The organism is Lelliottia sp. EB106-05-01-XG201 (assembly GCF_058791735.1).
On record NZ_JBYTDV010000001.1, the window covers coordinates 3,650,901 to 3,671,970 of the forward strand.

19 protein-coding genes are annotated in these 21,070 nt (G+C 57.4%); 6 read left to right on the plus strand and 13 right to left on the minus strand.

From position 1 onward, the window contains the following. Nucleotides 1–47: 47 nt before the first annotated feature. The 10 genes from AC3WS9_RS17135 to AC3WS9_RS17180 form a co-directional block, all read right to left on the minus strand. Nucleotides 48–503: a hypothetical protein gene (locus tag AC3WS9_RS17135; protein ID WP_233210434.1), complete on the minus strand. Its 456-nt coding sequence runs from the start codon at nucleotides 501–503 to the stop codon at nucleotides 48–50. After that, entirely contained in the window at nucleotides 496–1,233 is a 738-nt protein-coding gene (locus AC3WS9_RS17140) for a winged helix-turn-helix domain-containing protein (protein ID WP_492489501.1), read from the minus strand. Before AC3WS9_RS17140 ends, AC3WS9_RS17135 begins: the two co-directional genes overlap by 8 nt. A gap of 145 nt (nucleotides 1,234–1,378) precedes the next feature. Beyond that, on the minus strand, nucleotides 1,379–2,152 hold the full coding sequence (locus tag AC3WS9_RS17145; protein ID WP_492489503.1) for an EAL domain-containing protein: 774 nt from the start codon (nucleotides 2,150–2,152) through the stop codon (nucleotides 1,379–1,381). Next, complete coding sequence (locus tag AC3WS9_RS17150) at nucleotides 2,152–3,018, minus strand: MrpH family fimbial adhesin (RefSeq protein WP_492489505.1); 867 nt, start codon at nucleotides 3,016–3,018, stop codon at nucleotides 2,152–2,154. The genes AC3WS9_RS17145 and AC3WS9_RS17150 overlap by 1 nt, the downstream gene beginning before the upstream one ends. A gap of 13 nt (nucleotides 3,019–3,031) precedes the next feature. Further along, nucleotides 3,032–3,514, minus strand: a complete 483-nt coding sequence (locus AC3WS9_RS17155) for a fimbrial protein (protein ID WP_492489507.1) — start codon at nucleotides 3,512–3,514, stop codon at nucleotides 3,032–3,034. After that, nucleotides 3,507–4,091, minus strand: a complete 585-nt coding sequence (locus AC3WS9_RS17160; protein WP_285145259.1) for a fimbrial protein — start codon at nucleotides 4,089–4,091, stop codon at nucleotides 3,507–3,509. Before AC3WS9_RS17160 ends, AC3WS9_RS17155 begins: the two co-directional genes overlap by 8 nt. A gap of 19 nt (nucleotides 4,092–4,110) precedes the next feature. Next, nucleotides 4,111–4,866: a fimbria/pilus periplasmic chaperone gene (locus tag AC3WS9_RS17165; RefSeq protein ID WP_492489509.1), complete on the minus strand. Its 756-nt coding sequence runs from the start codon at nucleotides 4,864–4,866 to the stop codon at nucleotides 4,111–4,113. Between the two features lie 29 nt (nucleotides 4,867–4,895). Next, complete coding sequence (locus AC3WS9_RS17170) at nucleotides 4,896–7,382, minus strand: outer membrane usher protein (RefSeq protein WP_492489511.1); 2,487 nt, start codon at nucleotides 7,380–7,382, stop codon at nucleotides 4,896–4,898. Nucleotide 7,383: 1 nt separating this feature from the next. Continuing rightward, complete coding sequence (locus AC3WS9_RS17175; protein WP_095280923.1) at nucleotides 7,384–7,938, minus strand: fimbrial protein; 555 nt, start codon at nucleotides 7,936–7,938, stop codon at nucleotides 7,384–7,386. A gap of 89 nt (nucleotides 7,939–8,027) precedes the next feature. Beyond that, complete coding sequence (locus tag AC3WS9_RS17180) at nucleotides 8,028–8,543, minus strand: fimbrial protein (RefSeq protein WP_103949952.1); 516 nt, start codon at nucleotides 8,541–8,543, stop codon at nucleotides 8,028–8,030. A gap of 662 nt (nucleotides 8,544–9,205) precedes the next feature. Between AC3WS9_RS17180 and AC3WS9_RS17185 the strand changes: the two genes are divergently transcribed. The 6 genes from AC3WS9_RS17185 (at nucleotide 9,206) to fbpC (ending at nucleotide 17,014) form a co-directional block, all read left to right on the plus strand. Continuing rightward, nucleotides 9,206–9,835, plus strand: coding sequence for a response regulator (locus AC3WS9_RS17185; RefSeq protein WP_492489513.1), 630 nt, complete (start codon nucleotides 9,206–9,208; stop codon nucleotides 9,833–9,835). Further along, nucleotides 9,835–11,376, plus strand: a complete 1,542-nt coding sequence (locus AC3WS9_RS17190; protein ID WP_492489515.1) for an MASE1 domain-containing sensor histidine kinase — start codon at nucleotides 9,835–9,837, stop codon at nucleotides 11,374–11,376. Before AC3WS9_RS17185 ends, AC3WS9_RS17190 begins: the two co-directional genes overlap by 1 nt. Nucleotides 11,377–11,461: 85 nt before the next feature. Further along, on the plus strand, nucleotides 11,462–12,763 hold the full coding sequence (gene uhpC, locus AC3WS9_RS17195) for an MFS transporter family glucose-6-phosphate receptor UhpC (protein ID WP_492489517.1): 1,302 nt from the start codon (nucleotides 11,462–11,464) through the stop codon (nucleotides 12,761–12,763). Between the two features lie 12 nt (nucleotides 12,764–12,775). Beyond that, nucleotides 12,776–13,807: an ABC transporter substrate-binding protein gene (locus tag AC3WS9_RS17200; protein ID WP_063135461.1), complete on the plus strand. Its 1,032-nt coding sequence runs from the start codon at nucleotides 12,776–12,778 to the stop codon at nucleotides 13,805–13,807. A 77-nt stretch (nucleotides 13,808–13,884) separates the two neighbouring features. Beyond that, nucleotides 13,885–15,963: an ABC transporter permease gene (locus tag AC3WS9_RS17205; protein ID WP_282492694.1), complete on the plus strand. Its 2,079-nt coding sequence runs from the start codon at nucleotides 13,885–13,887 to the stop codon at nucleotides 15,961–15,963. 4 nt (nucleotides 15,964–15,967) lie between these two features. Beyond that, the gene (gene fbpC, locus AC3WS9_RS17210) at nucleotides 15,968–17,014 is read left to right on the plus strand and encodes a ferric ABC transporter ATP-binding protein (RefSeq protein WP_282492695.1); all 1,047 of its coding nucleotides are present in this window, start codon (nucleotides 15,968–15,970) and stop codon (nucleotides 17,012–17,014) included. 42 nt (nucleotides 17,015–17,056) lie between these two features. Here fbpC and AC3WS9_RS17215 read toward each other — a convergent pair whose 3' ends face one another. The 3 genes from AC3WS9_RS17215 to mmuP all read right to left on the minus strand — a co-directional run bounded on the left by AC3WS9_RS17215 (nucleotide 17,057) and on the right by mmuP (nucleotide 20,741). Continuing rightward, nucleotides 17,057–18,019 carry an IS110 family RNA-guided transposase gene (locus tag AC3WS9_RS17215; RefSeq protein WP_492486735.1) on the minus strand — a complete coding sequence of 321 codons (963 nt, stop codon included), beginning with the start codon at nucleotides 18,017–18,019 and terminating at the stop codon, nucleotides 17,057–17,059. A 402-nt stretch (nucleotides 18,020–18,421) separates the two neighbouring features. Continuing rightward, nucleotides 18,422–19,354 (minus strand): homocysteine S-methyltransferase, encoded by a 933-nt coding sequence (gene mmuM, locus AC3WS9_RS17220; protein ID WP_492489520.1) that lies wholly within the window; start codon nucleotides 19,352–19,354, stop codon nucleotides 18,422–18,424. Nucleotides 19,355–19,361: 7 nt separating this feature from the next. Continuing rightward, nucleotides 19,362–20,741: an S-methylmethionine permease gene (gene mmuP / locus AC3WS9_RS17225; RefSeq protein WP_492489522.1), complete on the minus strand. Its 1,380-nt coding sequence runs from the start codon at nucleotides 20,739–20,741 to the stop codon at nucleotides 19,362–19,364. Between the last annotated feature and the right edge of the window lie 329 nt (nucleotides 20,742–21,070).

Consider the following 21,070-nt stretch of genomic DNA (forward strand, 5'->3'; position numbering starts at 1 on the left):
CAGGGCCAGGACAGGCAATTATCAATGAAAACTAATGAGATACCGCGTTATTCAGTTTTAGCGCATACCAGTACGGTTCGCCGTAAATCGCTAATACTCCAGATTTCGTTGTGTAATTTCCTTACTTTAAAGAAAAACACTTTTTGTGCCGAGGTGAGTTTTTGCGACAGAAACTCAGGCAAGGTTTCGCCACTGTTTTTATCAATCCCTTCGCGCTGGAATTCGACAAAAGCGTGGTTACTGTCATCGGAATATCGTAGCCGCACATAGCGATCGACGATATAGCGTTTATCACCGTAATTCACTACCCCATACTCGGTAATATAGCTGCGCGCATCCGGGACAAAATGGACCACGAGATGAATTCGGGCATCCAGTTTTTCCTCGTTACTGTCCATCGTGAGATGGATATCGGCAGTACAATCGAGATCGCTTTTACTCTTCGGTACGTAAAGCAGCGCCCCCACAAACAAGACAATCAACAGCGCAACAAGACTAATCACCTTTAGTCGTGATGTAGTTTTTACATTCACCCAGAGCCCCTTTCACATCCAGCGTGCATTTTGCGACAATGATTTCAAGAAGGTCCGTTTTTTCATGGAGCTTACTGTCATCGTAATAGATATTATGTGGGGTCGCGCATTTCTGTAATAACCTTACGCCTTTACCTTCCGCGAAATAGCGTTCGACACGATCCACATTGACGTTATTGAAATAGTAAATTTTGCACGCGTTCACTTGTTTGTAAAAAATGACCTCTTCACGCTTAGTAAAAAAATTGAGATACAGCGCGACCACGACGGCAATAATCATCACCAGCGTCGCGCCCGCACCTATCAGCCAGCTCTTATTGACACCCGGCTCCTTATCTGGCTGAGAAATGGCCTGCATCACCATATAGTCTCTGGATTTCTCATTAAATTGCAGATCGTCAAGCATCAAGGCAAACCCCTGTTTGGGGATGGTTTTCAGTACATCGTGAATGTCGAATTCTGAAAAAATCTTGCGCAGTATGCTGACATTATTGTTCAGACTATTGCTCGAGGGCGTCAATCCAAAATCTCCCCACACCTTCTGCAAGAGATCCTCTCGCGTCATGAGCTTATTATTATTCTCCAGAAGTACCAGTAAAAGCCGACACGCCGGATTGGAAAGCAAATGCTGATCTTTATCATCCGAAATCGTCCTCTCCGCCACTTTGAAAGAGACCTTTTTGTTTATTATAAAATGCATAGCACTGTCACCAGCTCCAATATTAATCCACACTTTTTATGGCGATAATGCCAATAACCATTTTAGCGTATATGAATAAGGGTGACAAAACACCAGAAAATCAACCAAACTAATAAACCACATTGTTCCGATGGTAATATTCAATTCAGGCCGCAAGGTATTGTTGTAATTGCGTTTTACTTAATGCATTTGAAAATAGATAGCCCTGTTGGATCTGAATTCCCATTTCACAAAGTGCCTGCGACTGGCACGCTGTTTCAACGCCTTCGGCGATGACATCCATTTTTTGCGACTGGGCAAGACTGGCAATCAGGGAAATAATCGACGTGGAACGCGCGCCTGAGGATAATCCTTCGACAAATAAGCGGTCGATTTTTAATCCATCGACATTGAATTGCTCAATGCAATTCAGGTTTGCACAGCCGGTGCCAAAATCATCAAAATAGACGGCGACATCCGCCAGCTGTAATTTCAGGATCGTTCCCGCCACTTCTGGCGTATTCGCCAGGGGCTGCGATTCGGTCACTTCCACCACCAGGTGATATTTCTCCAGCGGCAGGGCGGCAAGAAACGACAGCGTATCGAAAACAAAACCGGGCTTTTCAATTTGCTCCGGGCTGGCGTTAAAAGAGAGATGTAACCCGTCCGGCAGCAGCGCATCCAGTTCATTAATATCTTCCGCCACCTGGCGCAGCAGATGCTGGGTCATCTCTGGCATCAGCCCCTGCTCTTCAAACGCGGCAATGAGATCGACGGGCGTTGAGTCCACGTCGGCCAGCGCCCAGCGCATCAGCACTTCCAGCCCGTGAAGGGATTGCGTTCCGGCGTCAATTACCGGCTGATAATAGGGAACAATCTCCCCCATCATCAGGGCGCAGTAGAGATCGACACTGCTTAAAGACGATTCAGGATTTTTCATTATTCCACCGTGATCAGCATAATCGTTGAGCCCGAAAACTCGCCCGCTTCCGGCGTGCCATTGGTGCGCAGTACCGACTTCACAACCACGTTATCCTGGGCCTCAACATCCAGGGTAAAGCCCGAGGTGCCGAGCACGTTGTCGTTCATGTAGAGCTCTGAGTAGAGACTGCCGTCGTCGCGCAGTTCCACTTTGTCGGCGGAGTAGATGTAGAGTTTCAGCGTTTGCGAGGTCGTGCAGCTGATGCTGACATTTTCGCTGACTTCATGCCCTTCCAGCTCCTTGCGACTCAGCGTGCCGTGATCGAGGGTCAGCACGTCCTGGTCGAAATCGCAGGAGCCGCTCGGGGCGGGGGCCGCGCCGCAAATGCTGCCGGGCATGAGCGGGTAGCCCTCAAATGTCGTCGAGTTCACCTCCGAAGAGTTGCTGCCGAGGTTTTTTCCGGCTGCATAAAAGAACCCAACGCACTCTTCGGTGGCGACCGTACTTCCGCTATGACGCGTAGTGGAGGAGTAAGGCATCGGGAAGATGGCTTTCATCTCTTTGCCGAGATCGCCCAGCGTCTGTGCCGTCAATAAAAACGGATAGACACCCGCCCCCCATGAACGGTGCGTACGCGGGCCAGACGTCCCGGCTGCGTTGTGCCGGTGACCGACAAAAATCGTGCATGCTGTTAAGCCGTAGCAGGGATTGGGGGTGGTATCCTCCTCATCCCAGTCGGAAAGGGTAAAGCTGTAGTCGTAGCAGTAGGTCGCGGTGCTTGAGCAGGTCGCAAGACTGTCAATCCAGGTCCAGATCGACGCAGACGCAGCCTGGCTAAAGGCCAGCCCTCCCAGCAACATGATGGCGTACAGCAATCGTTTCATCAGAATGTGTCCCTTACTGGTACTGAATTTTCAGCGTGGCGGAGGCGGTAAAGACCCCGGTTTCCACCTCGGTCGCGTCATCTTTCATCGGTGCGGCCTGCAATACCGGCACTTCCGGCCAGGTGAACGGCATCCAGGTGTTGAGCGGCATCGACTCGCCGTTCATGTACAGCTTGATGCCCAGCCCTTCCCGGTCGGTGGCGAGATAATCGTCGCTGAACGAAGTGGCGGTGCCTTCAAACTGCATCTCCAGATCGTTGGAGGTCAGATCCTCGCAGGCCAGCGAGTAGTCGATGTTCTGCATAAAATGCTCGCCATCGATCTGCTTCGACTGCAGGTTATTGCCGAAATCCACGTGAATGGTCTCGCCGTTGTTGATCTCGCAGACCCCTTCCACGATCACCCCCGTCACGTTCACCGTCAGGGCGGCAAAACAGACGGGTGCCAGCAAGAGCGCGGATGCGCCTGAAAGCAGGCGAAGAAAGAAACTAGTCATAGTTAAGCCTGAAGTGGATCAGCGCATGCCACGCGCCCGCCACCAGCGGAGCAGCGGTACGTTCCGGCGCGATATAGTAGAAAAGCGTGTTGCCGCCCGGCTCGAGCAGCAGCGGCTGCCCTTCGCTTCCCAGACGCACATCACGGTGATAGCGATCGGTCAGGCGCAGCGCCACGCCGCTCGTCCCGGACACTTTTACCAGGCCGGGATTCAACACCTCGCCCGGTGCCACAAAGCTGACGGTGACGGAGGGCTGATCGCGGCTCCAGAGCAGATCCCCGCTCCAGGCATCGCGGATCGTCGCGGGTGACGGAAGGCAATCTTCCAGGCGGATCGCGACGCGTACCGGCGTGCCCTGATCGCCCGGTTTTTTCAGCTCACCGGTGGCGGTAGTGCCCATGTCGATCTCCTGCCACGCCGACTCCATCGCCAGCCGACAGGCGCTCTCGGTCAATGCGCCGTAAACCTGCAGCAGCCCGTACTCGCCGTCCACCAGCGCCACGTCATCGGCGGCGGCGGGTCCTGCGGCGAGCAGCAGCGCCAGCGCGCCCCCGTTTTTCCAGTCTCTGAATTTCATTCAGCCCTCCCGAAATCGCTTACTTTTTCTTTTCCTGCGGGACGGCTTTACACGCGTTGCCCCCGCAGCTAAAGACCAGCTTCGCTCGTCCACCAAAGTCGTTCACATAGGTCAGGACCGGCGCGCCGCCGAGTGCCGATGCGGCAGGCGCAAGAACCAGCTGCCCTTTCGGTTCGACCATCACCGGCTTAAACCCGGCCGCGGCTTTGCCGGTCAGCGTCGACGACGCATTCACCAGCGAGATGTAATACGGCGTCGGATTGGTGATGCGGTACTTGTCCCCTTCGCGCATCAGGGTCAGCTGTTCCTGGAACGGCGTGGCGTAATCCGTGCGCTTCACCTCGAGGGCCGACGGGCGATAGAACAGCTTGATGCGGGTCTGAAGCGCCAGCTGCAGGGTGTTTGGTTTGGTGCTTTTCGGCGGGATCTCACGCAGGTTGAAGTAGAACAACGACTCCCGATCCTGGGGCAGACGCTGGATCGCGGCGGTGGATTGCACCTTGATCTGGCTCTGCTCGCCCGGCTCGATGCGCTGAACCGGCGGGAGCAACACCAGCGGATCGGTGATCTTTTTGCCCTGAGGATCTTCCACCCAGCCCTGCGCCAGGTACGGCAGGGTTTTGTTTTCGTTGGTGATCCGTAGGCTGACGGATTTCGCCGCGCCGTCAAAAATCACCCGGGTACGGTCCAGCGCCACGGCGGCGTTGGCCTGGTGCGCAATAGCGCTAAACGCCAGCGCGATGCCCGCCAGGGCATGCAATCGTACATTCGTCATCTCAAAGCTCATCTCTTGTTCGGGCCGGTTCATTCCGGCGCACAGGTTAAAAGCAGGTTATCCAGTACCTGCGGAAGAACAGGTGGCAGGTTCACCACGCAGCGGGCTTTGCCGTCCCATTTCACGGTCATTTTTCCATTGGCCTGGATGCCGCTCAGCCAGACGCTTCCTTCGTCGTTCACGACGCCGGTTTCCTGATTTTTGTCATTCACGACGGAGGCGCCAAACGGCGGGTAGCTCCCGTCGGCTTTACGGATAAAGGCCATCGCTTTGCCCCCGGCAATCACATCAAACTGGCGGTAGCCGATGGCCCCTTCGGTGAGCGTGGCCTGAGAAACGGAGCGGGTGACGTCGGCGTTCTCGTCCAGTTTGTCGACGTCGATGCGGATCGGATTGCGGTAGTAGCTGTTCACATCCGCAATCACCGCCTTGCCGAAGCGGTTGGTTTTGACCGATGCGCCAAAGCCTTTCACCGGCACGCCGCTGACGCCTGCGGTATCCACCAGCACCCGGCTTCCGCCGCGCGCGTTGGAGCGATGCGCCGCCCCGCCCTCCGTGGTCATGGTCAGACCGCCGTTGAGGGTCATCCCCAGGGCGCTGTAGCTGCCGGCCTGATAGCTGGCGTTGGCCTGCACCTGGGTGCTGTCACCCTGCCAGGTGTAGTAGCCGTAGCCCGTCGGGCCGCTGCGCGACAGCCCGCTGCTCACCTGGAAGCTATTGTGCTCATCCAGACGACCGTAATAGCTGACGCGATGAGTGTTATCCGTGCGGTTGACGGTCGCGCCGTAGCTCAGGGAAGTGCCGTTGCCAATCGGGAGTGAGATCGACACATATGCCCCGTCATCCTTCAGGGAGTAGTACTCGCTGCGGTACACCGACAGGGAGACGCTCATGTTTTTGAACGGTCCGACGTCGAGGTAACGCGACATCGAAAGCGTCAGGCGATCGTTGTCGGCGCTGTTCCAGTAGGTCTGGTGGCTGTAGTTCAGATAGGTGCTCAGCCCCAGCTCGCGAAAGCGCTTGTTGAAGGAGAGCGTGTATTTCTCTTTCGGGCTGTGGGACGCCCCGCTGCCGTAGCGCGCGTCGAGATATTCCGACATGCTCATAAAGTCGCGCTCGGAGAAGCGGTAGCCCGCGAAGGTCACCTGGCTGTCGTATTCGTCGAAAGTTTTGGAGTAGCTGACCCGATAAGAGGTGCCGGAGAGCGTGCCGTCAGACGGGAGCGAGGCGCGCGACTGGGTGATATCCGCCGCCACGGCGCCCAGCAGGTAGAGGTCACGACCAATCCCCATCGACAGGGCGTTATAGTCCCCGCCGATCACCGTGCCGCCGTACAGCGTCCAGCCGTTGGCGATCCCCCAGGAAGCTTCCCCGGAGGTAAACAGCGGCCCGGTCATGCTGTGCTCCCACTCGGATGGCTTACCCGCCGCAAGCTTGTAGCGCACCGCACCGGGACGCGTCAGATAAGGTACCGACGCCGTCGTCACCTGAAAGGTCTGCACGCTGCCATCCAGTTCATCCACGCGCACGTCCAGGGTGCCGGAGACCGCGTCATTCAGCTCCTGAATGCGAAACGGCCCCGCCGCCACCTGGGTTTCGTACAGCACGCGCCCCTGCTGGCTGATGGTCACTTTCCCGCCGGAGCGGGCGATGCCCGTCACTTCCGGGGCATAGCCGCGCAGGCTCGGCGGGAGCATGCTGAGATCCGAGTTCAGACTGACGCCGCTAAAGCGGAAAGTGTCGAATATGTCCGAGCTCAGATAATCCTCGCCCACGGTCAGCTTGGCTTTCAGGGACGGGATGGCGCGATAGAGGTAGTAGCGGCTAAAGCTGAAATCTTTGTCGGTATTGCCGTTGCGCTTGTCCCAGTTGGTCTGCCAGTCGGCGCGGGCGCGCCACGGCCCGAGGTTGGCCCCGAACACGCCGGTTCCGCTCAGGCTCTGGCTGTCGGACGAATTGACCGAGTGCTGAGTCTGCACGTTGAGGTTGTAGTCGGCAATCACCCCAGGGATCCCCTCATCCCAGCGCGACGGCGGGTCCCAGTTCGGGGCGGTGAATTCGAGGTAGGCCTGCGGGATCGCCAGATAGAGGGTATCTTTCGCCAGATCGACGCGCATCTCCAGCCCCTCGAGGCTGGCTTTATCCAGACACTGACCGTCACGCAGCCAGCTTAACTCTCGCATGGCGCTGGCTTTCAGCGTCAGGCGTGAAACCAGCTCAGGTGAGAGGCAGATCAGGCTCTCCTGGCCATTTTCGCCGACGGGATAAACCACGATTTGCTCTTCTTTCAGGCTCTCTTTGTTCACCATAATGGTAAAGGTGTAGTCGCCAGGCATGACATAGCCGCGACGGGAGAAATGGCTGAGATCGATATTGTCTTTATCCTGAGTATCCAGCACATCGGTATTGAACTGGATCTCGTCATCGGCCCAGGACGCTGAAACCGGCAGCAGCATTCCCAGAATGAGCAAACTGAGGGTCGAGCGTCTGAATCGTGGCGGAGTCTGTTTATTCATCTCAGTAATAATCCATTCTGAAGCGAATCAGCGACTGATATGTCCCTGATTTCAGCGGCTGGCCGTCGCTTACCATCTGCAGCGCATAGTGAAGATCGATATTTCCCCGAGTGACCTCTTTCGCCGGAAGCGCCACGCCGGGCACCGCGAGATTGCCATCGGTATCGCGAATGGTGAGTTCAATGCCCTCGGCTTCACCGCGAATGGCAAAACGTTCCGTTCCGGTCATGGGATCAAAGGTGATTTGGTAATACTCAGAGTCGAACTGGCTGTTCCCTGGTGAGGGCAGCATCAGGCAATTGATTAAACGAACGGTAAAATGACGCGTTGGGCCATAGCCTTTGGTGGCTATTTCGGCGACGGGGGTTTCTCCCATATCAATCGTCTGGTCGCGGCTATCAAGATCAATGGCGCAGGGGGTATAAAGCACCTCCCCTTTAATGAATATCGCGCCGTCCCCCTGGTTTGCCGCCAGTAATGGCAGGCAATAACCAGACAGGAGAAAAAGGAAGATTTTCACGATCGGCGGTGTCGATGTAGATAATAAAAAATGCATCGCAATCCCTTTTCTCTTATTCGGTCAGAGTGGAATATCAGACGGCCCAAACAGGCCGCCTGAATAACATCGTGGAATAAGGGGAAACCTTATTCGTATGCCAGAGTCCAGTTCGTCACACCGGTGAAATCACCTTCGGTTGGCGCTTCGCCACCGATGATGTAGGCGGAGTACGCCAGGGTGTTGTCGCCGTTCTGAATGGTCTGGCCTACGGTCGCTTCACCCAGGGTGATCGCGTTGCTGTCGCCGTCGGTCATCACGATGCCCACGTCGGTTGCAGAGCCGGTCACGCCCAGTACCGCGCCGTCAACGCTGGAATCCGCGCCGGTAAAGGTGGTGGAGACGGTGTTAGCCGTATCCACAGAGCAGTTTTCCAGGTGGATGTAGAAAGGAACCGGCGTAGAGGTGCCGCCGTTAGCCACTGCGGAGCTGGAAACCTGGCCCAGGTCGATGGTCTGATCGTCATCGCCCGCCGCCACGGAGCATGGCGCGTCAATTACCGAGCCGGTGAAGGTCACTACGCCGCTACCTTGATCGGCCTGAGCGCCAAATGCAGTTAAACCTGAAGCCAATACCAGAGCAGAAAAAACGTTATTCAGTTTCATAAAAGTGGTCCTGTAATTTAAGGAAATGACACACAAATAAGATTTTTGATTAATGAATCTTGAGCAAAACTCTCCCGAGCCAGATAAATGCTCTGGCTTAATTCCCTCATCAATCAAAAAACCTCTAAACATATTCACCAGCAAGTTCAAACCTGATTGCGTATTTCGGCCTGCGCCTCGCTGATGCAATAAATAGTAACCCGTAATGACTGAAAAAAAAGGCGAGATAGCCCTTCCAGTCAATAACAAACAACTCCAACAAATAAGAGATTAAATTAGAATAATAAATACAGCAGAACCGAGAATTAGATTTTAATACTAACGAAACACGAAATAATAGGTTATTGAACCACAAGATAATGAATCCGTCGCGACAGGCAGAGGTAAAATCACTATTCGCAGCAGCAATGCGTTACATCTCTGTCACCTGTTTTCACACCATGTCAATAAACAGACAAATTGATTCATATATTAACGAGCCTCTGTTTCCGCCCACTGAAAAAGACAATACCCACGCCCTGCCCTGATATCGGCAGGGATATTGGCAAAGGTTTTTAATTTATTGCATTTTTGTTACACAGGTTACATAACCGCGCTCAGCTTATTGCCACGCCCGGCGCAACAGGCATCATGGATATCAACTTCGGTAAGAGAAATAAGCAATGATCAAAGTGGTGCTGGTGGATGACCATGTGGTAGTGCGGTCTGGTTTTGCGCAGCTGTTAAATCTGGAAGACGACCTGGTGGTCGAAGGCCAGTACAGCAGCGCGGCCGACGCCTGGCCTGCGTTAACGCACAGTGATATTGACGTCGCGGTACTGGATGTCGCCATGCCCGATGAAAACGGGCTGAGCCTGCTCAAACGTCTGCGCCAGCAGCGCCCGGCGTTTCGCGCCATCATTCTGAGCATCTATGACACCCCCGCCTTTGTGCAAAGCGCCCTCGACGCCGGGGCCAGCGGATATCTCACCAAACGCTGCGGCCCGGAAGAGCTGGTGCAGGCGGTGCGCTCCGTCTGCATGGGCGGCCACTATCTCTGCGCCGACGCGGTGAAAGCCCTGCGCGGCGGCCAGCCGGTGTCGAAAGTGCTGGATGTCCTCACCCCGCGCGAACGGGAAGTGTTCGACCTGCTGGTGAAAGGCGAAAGCGTCAAAGCCATCGCCTTTACCCTTGAACTGAGCCATAAAACCGTTCACGTGCATCGCGCCAACGTGCTGGGGAAATTACAGTGCAGCAGCACCATTGAACTGGTGCATTTCGCCCTCGACAATCAGCTGCTGACGGGCCACTGATGCGGCGTTCTCTGCGGCACATGGTCCTCTCCCTGTTCATTATGCTGGCCTGGGGAACCGGCTGGCTGATGCTGTGGACGCTGAGTTTTTATCTCACCCACAACGGCCAGCAGGCGGTACTGTTCCTGCCGCAGGGCGTCTATCTGGCGCTATTAATTCTTCTGTCGCGCCGCTTCTGGCCTGCGGTGGTGTTGCCGACGCTGGCCGCGATGTTGTGGCTGCACAGTGAGCAATTACTGACCAGCTATCTGATGCTGGCCGCCCCTGTGCTCGGGCTGTTCCCGGCTTACGCCGTGCAACGCTACTGGCACCGTTTTCCCCTTTACTGGCAGCGGCTGTCGCTGCTGATTGCGGCGGTGAGCGTCAACGCCCTGCTGCAAACCCTGTGCCTCGCGCCGTTTCTGCAAAGCCCGGCCACGCTGCTCGGGCTGGCGTCGTTTACCGGTGGCGTTCTGCTGACGCCCTTTGTCTATCTGGTGTTTGAATTTTTGCGCCAGCAGCACCGGTATCATCTCCTCGGGCTGGACACCACCAACCCGCCCCTGCGCACCTCGCTGATCATCTGGTGCAGCCTGTTTTTCATCATCGGTATTGGCACGCAGATGGTGCTCTCCCCCGCTCTGGAGCGGCTGCTGCTGATTGTGGTCTTCCTGCCGAACGTGGTGATGGCGTGGAAATTTGGCTGGCAGGGCGGCGTGCTCTCCGGGCTGCTTGGCAGCATGATGATCACCATTGCCCGCCAGGTCGGCGTCGGGTTTACGGATCTGCTGGAGCTGGAGATTTTTCTCGCCACCCAGTCGCTGCTCGGGATTGGGCTCGGGATCGCCATCAGCCGCCAGCAGCAGTTGGCGCTGAATCTCGACCACTATCGCCGCAGGCTGGAAGCGGAGCTGCAGGCCCGGCGTGAGCTCACCGAAAAGCTGATCCACACCGAAGAGGACACCCGCAAACACCTGGCCCGCGAGCTGCACGACGAAATCGGTCAGAACATCACGGCGATTCAGATCCAGTCCCAGCTGGTGAAACGCGCGGGAGATACCCCGCTGGCGGTCGAAGCCGCCGGGCAGATCAACGAGCTGGCGCGGCGCATTCACCACTCCACCCGCCAACTGTTGCGGCAGCTCCGTCCGCCGGTACTCGACGAGCTGTCGCTGAAAGAGGCGTTGCACCATCTGGTGAACGAATTCGCCTTCCCTGAGCGCGGCATTAGCTGCCGTTTTGACTGGCAGCTGGACGCCCCGCCGCAAAACGAAACCCTGGTCTTTACCCTCTATCGCCTGCTGCAGGAGCTGCTGAATAACGTCAGCAAACACGCGGACGCCAGCGAAGTGTGGATCGTACTGCGCCAGCAAAATCATCGTCTGATCCTCGACGTGTCGGACAACGGCAGCGGCATTCAGCCGGAAAAAACGCCCGGCTTTGGCATTCAGGGGATGCGCGAGCGCGTTCACGCTCTCGGTGGAGAATTCACGCTGGAATCCCAGGGCGGCACCCGCGTAATTGTTAACCTGCCCACAATTTTGCAACAAACACCGCGCTAACCAGGAAAAAGTCTTAGCCACTCCAGACTTTCTCTCATCCCTTTTGCCTTGCACTTCCCTACAGTCAGCTCAAACGGAGAACGCCATGCACGCACTGTCTGCTGAAGAGATTTCTCAACGCTATCGGGCCCTGCGCCCACGCCTGTTGCTGTGCATGGCCGTCGGCTACGCGGCGTTTTACCTGACGCGGAAAAGCGTCAACTACATCCTGCCCGCGCTGCAAATGGATTTAGGGCTGAGCAAAAGCGACATCGGGCTTATCGGGTCGCTGTTTTATCTGAGCTACGGACTGTCGAAATTTGCCGCCGGACTGTGGCACGACCGCCACGGACAGCGGGCGTTTATGGGGATCGGCCTGCTGGCCACCGGCGTGCTGAATGTGCTGTTTACCTTCAGCGATTCGTTTGGCCTGCTGCTGTTCATCTGGACGCTGAACGGATTCTTTCAGGGATGGGGCTGGCCGCCCTGCGCGCGCCTGCTCACCCACTGGTATTCGCGCAACGAGCGCGGCTTCTGGTGGGGATGCTGGAATACCTCCATCAATATCGGTGGCGCGATTATTCCGCTGATTTGTGCCCTTGCCGCCCATCTCTGGGGCTGGCAGGCCGCGATGCTGACACCGGGGATTATCAGCATTGTGCTCGGCATTTGGCTGACCACACAGCTGCGGGGGACACCGCAGGAAGAGGGTCTGCCAACGGTCGGGGAGTGGCGCAACGATCCGCTGGAGTTGCGCCAGGAGCAGCAAAGTCCGCCGATGGGTTTGTGGCAGATGTTACGCACCACCATGCTGCAAAATCCGATGATCTGGCTGCTCGGCGCGTCCTATGTGCTGGTGTATTTGATCCGCATTGCGCTCAACGACTGGGGCAACATCTGGCTGTCGGAAAGCCACGGCGTCAATCTGCTCAGCGCCAACGCGACGGTGATGCTGTTTGAGGTCGGCGGTTTGCTCGGCGCGCTGTTCGCCGGATGGGGGGCGGATCTGCTGTTCAGCGGGCAACGTGCGCCGATGATTTTGCTCTTCACGCTGGGCCTGATGGTCTCCGTCGCCGCCCTGTGGCTGGCGCCGGTTCACCACTATGCCCTGCTGGCGATGTGCTTTTTTGCGGTCGGATTTTTTGTCTTCGGCCCGCAAATGCTGATTGGTCTTGCCGCCGTCGAATGCGGGCATAAACAGGCGGCAGGCTCGATCACCGGTTTTCTCGGCGTCTTTGCCTATCTGGGAGCGTCGCTGGCCGGATGGCCGCTGTCGCTGGTGATTGAACGTTACGGCTGGTCGGGGATGTTCAGTTTGCTCTCCATCGCCGCCGTACTGATGGGTTTATTACTGATGCCGCTGCTGATGTCGGGCATCACCGCTTCTCGCAGTCACATAACGTCTTAAAAGGGCTGAATAATGAAAACAACGCTTCTCTCTACCCTCATTGCTTCCGGGATCGCGCTCGCCACCTTAACCGGTGCCGCGCAGGCCAAAGGCCGTCTGGTGGTCTATTGCAGCGCCACCAACGAAATGTGCGAAGCCGAAACCAAAGCCTTCGGCGATAAGTACGACGTCAAAACCTCATTCATCCGCAACGGCTCCGGCAGTACGCTGGCAAAAGTTGATGCTGAAAAGAAAAACCCGCAGGCGGACGTCTGGTACGGCGGCACGCTGGACCCGCAGTCGCAGGCCGGTGAAATGGGGCTGTTGCAGCCGTACAAATCGAAAAATCTTGAGCAGATCATGGAGAAATTCCGCGATCCGGCCAAGGTGAAAGGCAACCTATCTTCCGCCGTTTACGTCGGCATTCTGGGCTTTGGCGTCAACACCCAGCGCCTGAAAGAGAAAAACCTGCCGGTGCCGAAGTGCTGGAAAGATCTGACCAAACCGGAATACAAAGGCGAGATCCAGATCGCCGATCCGCAAAGCTCCGGCACCGCCTACACTGCGCTGGCAACCTTCGTGCAGCTGTGGGGAGAAGATCAGGCGTTCGACTACCTGAAACAGCTTAACGGCAACGTCTCTCAGTACACCAAATCCGGCATCGCCCCGGCGCGTAACGCTGCACGCGGTGAAACGGCTATCGGCATTGGCTTCCTGCACGACTACTCGCTGGAAAAAGAACAGGGCGCCCCGCTGGAGCTGATCTCGCCGTGCGAAGGTACCGGGTATGAGATCGGCGGCGTCAGCATCCTGAAAGGCGCGCGCAACGAAGAGAACGCGAAGCTGTTCGTCGACTGGGTGCTGTCGAAAGAGGCTCAGGAGCTGGCGTGGAAGAAAGGCAAGTCTTACCAGATCCTGACCAATACCACCGCCGAGACCTCGCCGAACTCCCTCAAGCTCGACGATCTGAAGCTGATCAGCTACGACATGGACAAGTACGGCTCAACGGATGTGCGCAAGGCTCTGATCAACAAATGGGTCAGCGACGTGAAGATGGGTAAATAAGCCTGCGATAAGTGGTCAATGCCGGGTGGCGGCTGCGCCTTACCCGGCCTACATTTTCCTCAACACCCGGAAAACTTATGTCACACACACTCGCTCTTCATCCCGTCAAAAAACGGGATGCGGTATTCCTTTGGGTTTTACTTGGCTGGGTGGCGTTTGCGCTGCTGCCGAGCTGGAGCCTGGATTACGGCCTGCTGGAGTCAACGCGCGAAGAAATTCTCGACGCCTACAGCTGGTCCCACTTCAATATCAGCTGGCTGTGGTATCTGTTGCCGAGCCTGCTGCTGGTGCGCCCGTTTAACGAAGCGAAGCGCGAACAGCGCAGCCGTCACTACCTCGACGCGGGCTGGGCGCTGCTGTGCATGGCCTTTATCGTCATCAGCGCGACGGTGGAAGGACGCGGGTTAGGCTTTGCCACTATCGTGCTGTTCGTGGCTCTCGGCGCGATCATGACTCTGGCGCTGACGCGTCTGGAGTGGCTGGGCGGCGACCGCTTTGTGATTGGCTCGCTGATTACCATCGTGGCGCTGATCGGCATCTTTATCGTCTGGCCGAGCATTGCCATTTTCATTCCGATGTTCACCAACGACGCAGGTGAGTTCGCTCCGCTGGCCTTTATGACCGTGCTGTCACAGGCGCACATCGTGCAGGTGATCATCAACTCGGTGCTGCTGTCGATCGCCGTCGGTATCGGCTGTACCTTCTTCGGGCTGGTGCTGGCGATCTACACCACCCGCATCGCCAAACGCAGCGCCATCATTGGGCGCATCTTCTCGATCCTGCCGATCGTGACTCCGCCGTTCGTGGTGGGTTTAGGCGTGACACTGATGATGGGCCGCTCCGGGTATGTCACCGAGCTGATGGTCGACTGGTTCGGCCTGACCAACACCAACTGGCTGTACGGCTTCACCGGCATCTGGCTGGCGCAGGTGCTGGCGTTCACCCCGATGGCGTTTATGATCCTCGACGGGGCGATCAAAACCATTCATCCCTCGCTGGAAGAGGCCTCTTACACCCTGCGCGCCAGCCGCTGGCAGACCTTTAACGGCGTCTTCGTCCCGCTGCTGAAACCGGCGCTGGCGAACGCGTTCCTGATCGTGATCGTCCAGTCGCTCGCCGACTTCAGTAACCCGCTGGTGCTCGGCGGCAACTTCGACGTTTTAGCGACGCAAATCTACTTCTACATCACCGGCTCGCAGCTGGATTATCAGGCCGCCAGTACCCTCGGCGCGTTTCTGCTGGTCTTCTCGCTGCTGGTGTTCTGCATCCAGTACATGTGGATTGGTAAGCGCTCGTACGTCACCGTCTCCGGTAAATCCTACCGTGGCGATGTACAGCCGCTGCCGGTGACGCTGGTGTGGAGTGTGGTCGCCCTGCTGGCGGTGTGGATTGCCTTTAACGCCCTGCTCTACGGCAGCATTTTCTACGGCAGCTTCACGGTCAACTGGGGCGTGGATTACACCCTGACGCTGGATAACTTTATCAAGCTGTTCGGCCAGGGGATGAGCGACGGCGCATGGCCTTCCCTGCTCGATACCCTGCTCTACGCCGGGATTGCCGCGCCGATCACCGCCGGTTTTGGCCTGCTGATCGCCTGGGTGGTGGTGCGCCAGCAGTTTAAAGGCAAAAAGACCATCGAGTTCACCACCATGCTGTGCTTCGCCGTACCGGGCACGGTAGCGGGTGTCTCTTATATCCTGGCCTTTAACAGCGCGCCGGTTTACCTCACCGGCACCGCGGCGATTGTGATTATTTCGATGGTGATGCGTAACGTGCCGGTCGGTATTCGCGCCGGGATTGCGGGCTTAGGGCAGATCGATAAGTCGCTGGACGAGGCGTCCCTCAGCCTGCGCGCCGGATCCCTGCGCACCATTACCCACATTCTGCTGCCGCTGCTGCGCCCGGCGATCCTGTCGGCGCTGATCTACAGCTTCGTGCGCGCCATTACCACCGTCAGCGCCATTGTGTTCCTCGTCACGCCGGATACCCGTGTGGCAACGGCCTACATCCTGAACCGCGTGGAAGACGGCGAATATGGCGTGGCGATTGCCTACGGCTCGATCCTGATTGTGGTCATGCTGGCGATCATTTTCCTCTTTGACTGGCTGATCGGTGAGGCACGCACCTCCCGCTCTAAAGCCAAAAACCAGGCGTAACACTATGACTCAGAAACATTTCGTTGAACTGCGCAATGTCACCAAGCGCTTCGGGACAAATACCGTTATCGAGAACATCAACCTGGCGATCCCGCAGGGACAGATGGTGACGCTCCTCGGTCCGTCCGGGTGCGGCAAAACCACCGTCCTGCGCCTGGTCGCCGGGCTGGAAAAACCGACGGAAGGGCAGATTTTGATTGATGGCGAGGATGTGACGCACCGTTCCATCCAGCAGCGTGATATCTGCATGGTGTTCCAGTCTTACGCCCTGTTCCCGCACATGTCGCTGGGTGAGAACGTCGGCTACGGGCTGAAAATGCTCGGCGTATCGCGCGCAGAAACCAAAGCGCGGGTGAAAGAGGCGCTGGCGATGGTCGATCTGGAGGGATTTGAAGATCGCTACGTCGATCAGATCTCCGGCGGCCAGCAGCAGCGCGTGGCCCTGGCGCGCGCCCTGATCCTGAAACCGAAAGTGCTGCTGTTTGATGAGCCGCTGAGCAACCTCGACGCCAACCTGCGTCGCAGCATGCGCGACAAGATCCGCGAGCTGCAAAAGCAGTTCAACATCACCTCGCTGTACGTGACGCACGATCAGAGCGAGGCGTTTGCGGTGTCGGATACGGTGCTGGTGATGAACAAAGGCAACATCATGCAGATCGGTTCGCCACAGGATCTCTATCGCCAGCCCGCGTCACGCTTCATGGCGAGCTTTATGGGCGACGCCAACCTGTTCCCGGCGCGTTTCAGCGAGGATTTCGTCGAGATCCACGGGTATCGTCTGCCGCGTCCGATGCATTTTGCGCAAGACGGAGAAGGCTCCGTCGGCGTACGCCCGGAAGCGATCACTCTGAGCGAGCGCGGCGAAGAGAGCCAGCGCTGCACTATCCGGCACGTCGCCTACATGGGACCGCAGTACGAGGTGATTGTGGAGTGGCACGGGCAGGAGATTTTGCTGCAGGTCAACGCCACGCGTCTGCAGCCGAACGAAGGGGAAAATTATTACCTGGAGATCCATCCGTACGGGATGTTTGTTTTGGCGGATGCGGCCTAGGGTTTGCTCCCTCTCCCTGTGGGAGAGATACCGTCTTGTCGGTTATCCGGCAAGCGGTATTTCAGCATTAAATTCTCGTCCGGATTTCACCACGCCATAAGCCAGCTGGAGCAGTTTTCTCATCCCGGCACATACGCGTTCCTTCCCTGTTTTTCCTCTCGCTGCCAGCCTGTCCATCAGATTTTTAACCACCTCATTGCACCTTCCCGCCACCACTGCCGGCATATACAGCGCACTGCGCAGCTCTGCGTGACCTACTTTTGACAGCCTGCTCTTTCCTTTCCACATCCCCGACTCACAGCGCCGTGGATTCAGCCCGGCGTAAGCCACCAGTGCCTTACTGTCACTGAACCGTCTCAGATTACCCGCGAACGCCAGCAGGCTCACGCTCAGCATTTCACCGATCCCGGGGATGCTCTTCAGCAGTTCCCTGTCCCGCTTCAGGTCAGGGTTATCATCGATGTGCTGGCTGATTTTCTTTCGTGTTTCGTCAATCAGTTCATCCAGCATGGCGACGTGTTCATGCAGTGAGGGAACAATGACCTCGTCGGCTGCTTCAAGGCGGTTCATCTCCATCTGCCGCATCTCTTCCAGATTACGCAGGTGGCGTACCAGCGCCGTCAGCTGACGCTCACTCAGTGGTGCAGGATACCAGGGGGCGGGTTGATGCAGGGCGCAGTAGCGGGCTATCAGTGCCGCATCACTTTTGTCTGTTTTGTTGCGGGTCAGCTCCGTATTGCCAAACGCGTGTATGCGGGCAGGATTTTCGAGGCTGACACAGCAGCCGTTATCGGCCAGCAGGGTGGCAAGTTCAGTGCTGTAGCAGCCCGTCGCTTCCATGCAGACATGGCAGTCGCCAAAACGTGCCAGCCAACTGAGGAACTCGCGGCATCCGGCAGAGGTGTTGGGGAATTTTTTGGTTTTGTATTTCTGATTAGGCAGCAGGACGGCGACATCAAATTTGAGTTTGGCGATATCAACGCCGACAGGAATAAGCTCCATCATGGCACTCCGTAACCTTATGAATAATATCGCCGGACCATCCTTATATGTGGGTGCTCAGGGCACAGGATACCGTTCGGTCTTGAGGCGACAGGGAAACAGGTTACCGGGGCATAATCTCTCCCACGGGCTCAGTGGCACCAGGGCCGGGTGATGCTCACCGGTAACCTCCCGATGATCAGTCGGGGATCTTCTCCGCAGAAGCGGAGAAGATCAAGACATAAGGGCCGGGGTGAGGGCACCAGCGCGCACCTTCCCCCCTCACCCTAACCCTCTCCCTCAAGGGAGAGGGGACTGTTCGGTGCGGCCTTCTTACCTGTAGGCCGGGTAAGGCGCAGCCGCCACCCGGCAATGTTCAGCGCAGTTTTGTAGGCCGGGTAAGGCGCACCCGCCACCCGGCAATGTTCAGCGCAGAGCTTTAAGCTCAGCAATATCCTTCGGCGTCGTGCGACAGCACCCGCCGATCAGCTTCGCCCCTGCTGCAACCCACTGCGGCAAATACCCCGCCAGCGTCTCACAAGCCTCACCGTGATGGTGCCAGGTTTTACTCACCGCGTCGTAATGCTCACCGGAATTCGGATAGACCACCAGCGGTAGCGCGGTCAGGGTTTGCAGATGCTCCAGCGCCGCCGTGGTGTTTTCCAGGGCGATACAGTTAATCCCCAGCGCCACAATCTGCGGATAATCCGCAAGCGTTGCCACCACGTCACGCAGCGGCGTGCCGTCGCTCAGATGCTCGCTATCGCGCAGGGTAAACGAGAACCACGCCTTCGCGCGCGGATAGCCAGTCAGCAGTTCCGCAAGGGCTTTGATCTCTGCAAAGCACGGCAGCGTTTCGCAGGCTAGTAGATCGGCCCCGGCGTCCAGCAGGGCTTCCACCCGCGAACGATGAAACTCGCTAAACTCCGCCGCACTGCGGACGTAATCCCCGCGATACTCCGAGCCGTCTGCCAGATACGCGCCGTACGGCCCGACCGATCCAGCCACCAGCAGCGTGCCCGCCTGCGGATTTTCTGCCAGATACGCTTCCCGCGCCTTGCGCGCCAGCTCCACGCTTTTGCCGATCAGCGCACGAGACTGCGCCTCGTCATAGCCGCGTGCGGCAAAACCCGCCGCCGTCGCCTGATAGCTGGCGGTGATCGCCACCTGCGCCCCGGCGCGGAAGTAATCGAGATGCACTTCACGAATGAGTTCCGGGTTTTCCACCAGCACTTTGGCGGACCACAGGCTGTCGGCAAGGTGGCAACCGCGCGCTTCCAGTTCCGTCGCCATCGCTCCGTCCAGCACGATAAAAGGCTGTGTTTCAAGGAGGGCGGTAAGCGGATTATTCTGCGACATGTTCAGGCTACTGGGTTTTCGGGGTTTGAGTCAGGTAGTACGCACCATAACACAACGCGACAAACGGCAGCCCGCAGTAAAGGGCGATGCGCTGGGTCGGGTCAAACGCCAGCCCGATGCAGGCCACCAGGCACAGCACAAATCCCAGCACCGGCACCAGGGGATACCAGGGCGCACGATACTGTAAATCAGCCAGCGGTTTCCCGGCCTGAAGGTGACGACGGCGGAACATAAAATGCGACGCGCAGATGCTTATCCACACCGCCACCACTGCAAAACCGGAAATGGCGGAGAGCGCGACAAACACCGTGTCCGGCGCGATCACGCTGGAGAACAGCGCCAGTACGCCGCCGAGCATACTCACGGAAATCGCCGTCAGCGGGACGCCGTTTTTATTCACGCGGGCAAAGCAGAGCGGCAGCGTCTTTTCATTGGAGAGAGACCACAACATACGTCCCGAGGCATACAAACCGGAGTTCGCCGCCGAGAGGATCGCCGTCAGGATCACGAAGTTAAAAATATCCGCCGCATAGGGAATGCCGACTTTCTCGAACACCAGCACGAACGGGCTTTTTTCGACGCCCGCCTGCTGCATCGGGATCAGCGCCGCCAGCACAAACACGGTGCCGATAAAGAAGATGATTAAGCGCGCGATGGTGGTGCGGATGGCCACCGGGATCACCTTGTGTGGGTTCTGCGTTTCACCCGCCGCGATGCCGATAAGCTCGGTTCCGGAGAAGGCAAAGTTAACCGCCACCATGGTCATCAGGATCGGCAAACCGCCATGCGGGAACCAGCCTTCTGCGGTGAGGTTCGCCAGCCCCGGCGCAGGTGAGCCGTCCTGCATCGGGATAAAACCAAAGATTGCCGCCCCGCCGAGGATGATAAAGGCGATGATGGTGATGACTTTCACCAGCGAGAACCAGAATTCCCCTTCCGCGAAGAAGCGCGTGGAGATGACGTTGAGGGCAAAAATGACGGCGCAGAACACCACGCACCAGATCCATACCGGCACCTGCGGGAACCAGTACTGCATACAAAATCCGGCGGCGGTAAAGCTCGAGCCGAGCGCCACCGTCCAGGTGAGCCAGTACAGCCACGCCACCGTATACCCGGTCGCCGGGCCGAGATAGCGCGCGGCATAAACGTGAAACGCCCCGGTCTCCGGCATCGCCACGGAGAGTTCGCCCAGGCACTGCATCACCAGCCACACCACCAGCGCGCCGATGAGATACGCCAGCAGCGTCCCGGCGGCCCCGGTGGTGGAAATAATGTAACCCGTATTGAAAAACAACCCTGTCCCAATCACGCCACCCAGCGAAAGCATAATCAGGTGGCGGGTTTTCATGGTGCGTTTTAGCTGCCCAGTTTCTTGTTCTGTTTGCATATTACCTTCTAAACGTATGGACATCTAAACATCCAAAGAAGGTTCGTTATACCGTGATTGTTAACAAAAAGCTAGCCGTGAACCAGCCGCAGCCGGGCGCGCCGCGCGCTGAGACGAGGGTGATTCGTGAGAATGACGTAGAGAATCGGTCGCCAGGCCATAAGCACCTCCACAGGCAGATACTTACAGCATGGCGCGAGGTGCTGACCTCTTCGGTCAGTCGAAAGTGGTATCTGCAGCTGATGAACTCATGCGCTCGTTGCCGGGCCTGCGGATTGACCGGGTTTGGTAGGCCGGGTAAGGCGCAGCCGCCACCCGACTTCTTTCAC

Excerpts from the sequence above, each read along its gene's own strand:
- AC3WS9_RS17140 (WP_492489501.1), bottom strand. The coding sequence starts at position 1,233 with ATGCATTTTATAATAAACAAAAAGGTCTCTTTCAAAGTGGCGGAGAGG.
- AC3WS9_RS17145 (WP_492489503.1), bottom strand. The coding sequence starts at position 2,152 with ATGAAAAATCCTGAATCGTCTTTAAGCAGTGTCGATCTCTACTGCGCC.
- AC3WS9_RS17150 (WP_492489505.1), bottom strand. The coding sequence starts at position 3,018 with ATGAAACGATTGCTGTACGCCATCATGTTGCTGGGAGGGCTGGCCTTT.
- AC3WS9_RS17155 (WP_492489507.1), bottom strand. The coding sequence starts at position 3,514 with ATGACTAGTTTCTTTCTTCGCCTGCTTTCAGGCGCATCCGCGCTCTTG.
- AC3WS9_RS17160 (WP_285145259.1), bottom strand. The coding sequence starts at position 4,091 with ATGAAATTCAGAGACTGGAAAAACGGGGGCGCGCTGGCGCTGCTGCTC.
- AC3WS9_RS17165 (WP_492489509.1), bottom strand. The coding sequence starts at position 4,866 with ATGACGAATGTACGATTGCATGCCCTGGCGGGCATCGCGCTGGCGTTT.
- AC3WS9_RS17170 (WP_492489511.1), bottom strand. The coding sequence starts at position 7,382 with ATGAATAAACAGACTCCGCCACGATTCAGACGCTCGACCCTCAGTTTG.
- AC3WS9_RS17175 (WP_095280923.1), bottom strand. The coding sequence starts at position 7,938 with ATGCATTTTTTATTATCTACATCGACACCGCCGATCGTGAAAATCTTC.
- AC3WS9_RS17180 (WP_103949952.1), bottom strand. The coding sequence starts at position 8,543 with ATGAAACTGAATAACGTTTTTTCTGCTCTGGTATTGGCTTCAGGTTTA.
- AC3WS9_RS17185 (WP_492489513.1), top strand. The coding sequence starts at position 9,206 with ATGATCAAAGTGGTGCTGGTGGATGACCATGTGGTAGTGCGGTCTGGT.
- AC3WS9_RS17190 (WP_492489515.1), top strand. The coding sequence starts at position 9,835 with ATGCGGCGTTCTCTGCGGCACATGGTCCTCTCCCTGTTCATTATGCTG.
- uhpC (WP_492489517.1), top strand. The coding sequence starts at position 11,462 with ATGCACGCACTGTCTGCTGAAGAGATTTCTCAACGCTATCGGGCCCTG.
- AC3WS9_RS17200 (WP_063135461.1), top strand. The coding sequence starts at position 12,776 with ATGAAAACAACGCTTCTCTCTACCCTCATTGCTTCCGGGATCGCGCTC.
- AC3WS9_RS17205 (WP_282492694.1), top strand. The coding sequence starts at position 13,885 with ATGTCACACACACTCGCTCTTCATCCCGTCAAAAAACGGGATGCGGTA.
- fbpC (WP_282492695.1), top strand. The coding sequence starts at position 15,968 with ATGACTCAGAAACATTTCGTTGAACTGCGCAATGTCACCAAGCGCTTC.
- AC3WS9_RS17215 (WP_492486735.1), bottom strand. The coding sequence starts at position 18,019 with ATGATGGAGCTTATTCCTGTCGGCGTTGATATCGCCAAACTCAAATTT.
- mmuM (WP_492489520.1), bottom strand. The coding sequence starts at position 19,354 with ATGTCGCAGAATAATCCGCTTACCGCCCTCCTTGAAACACAGCCTTTT.
- mmuP (WP_492489522.1), bottom strand. The coding sequence starts at position 20,741 with ATGCAAACAGAACAAGAAACTGGGCAGCTAAAACGCACCATGAAAACC.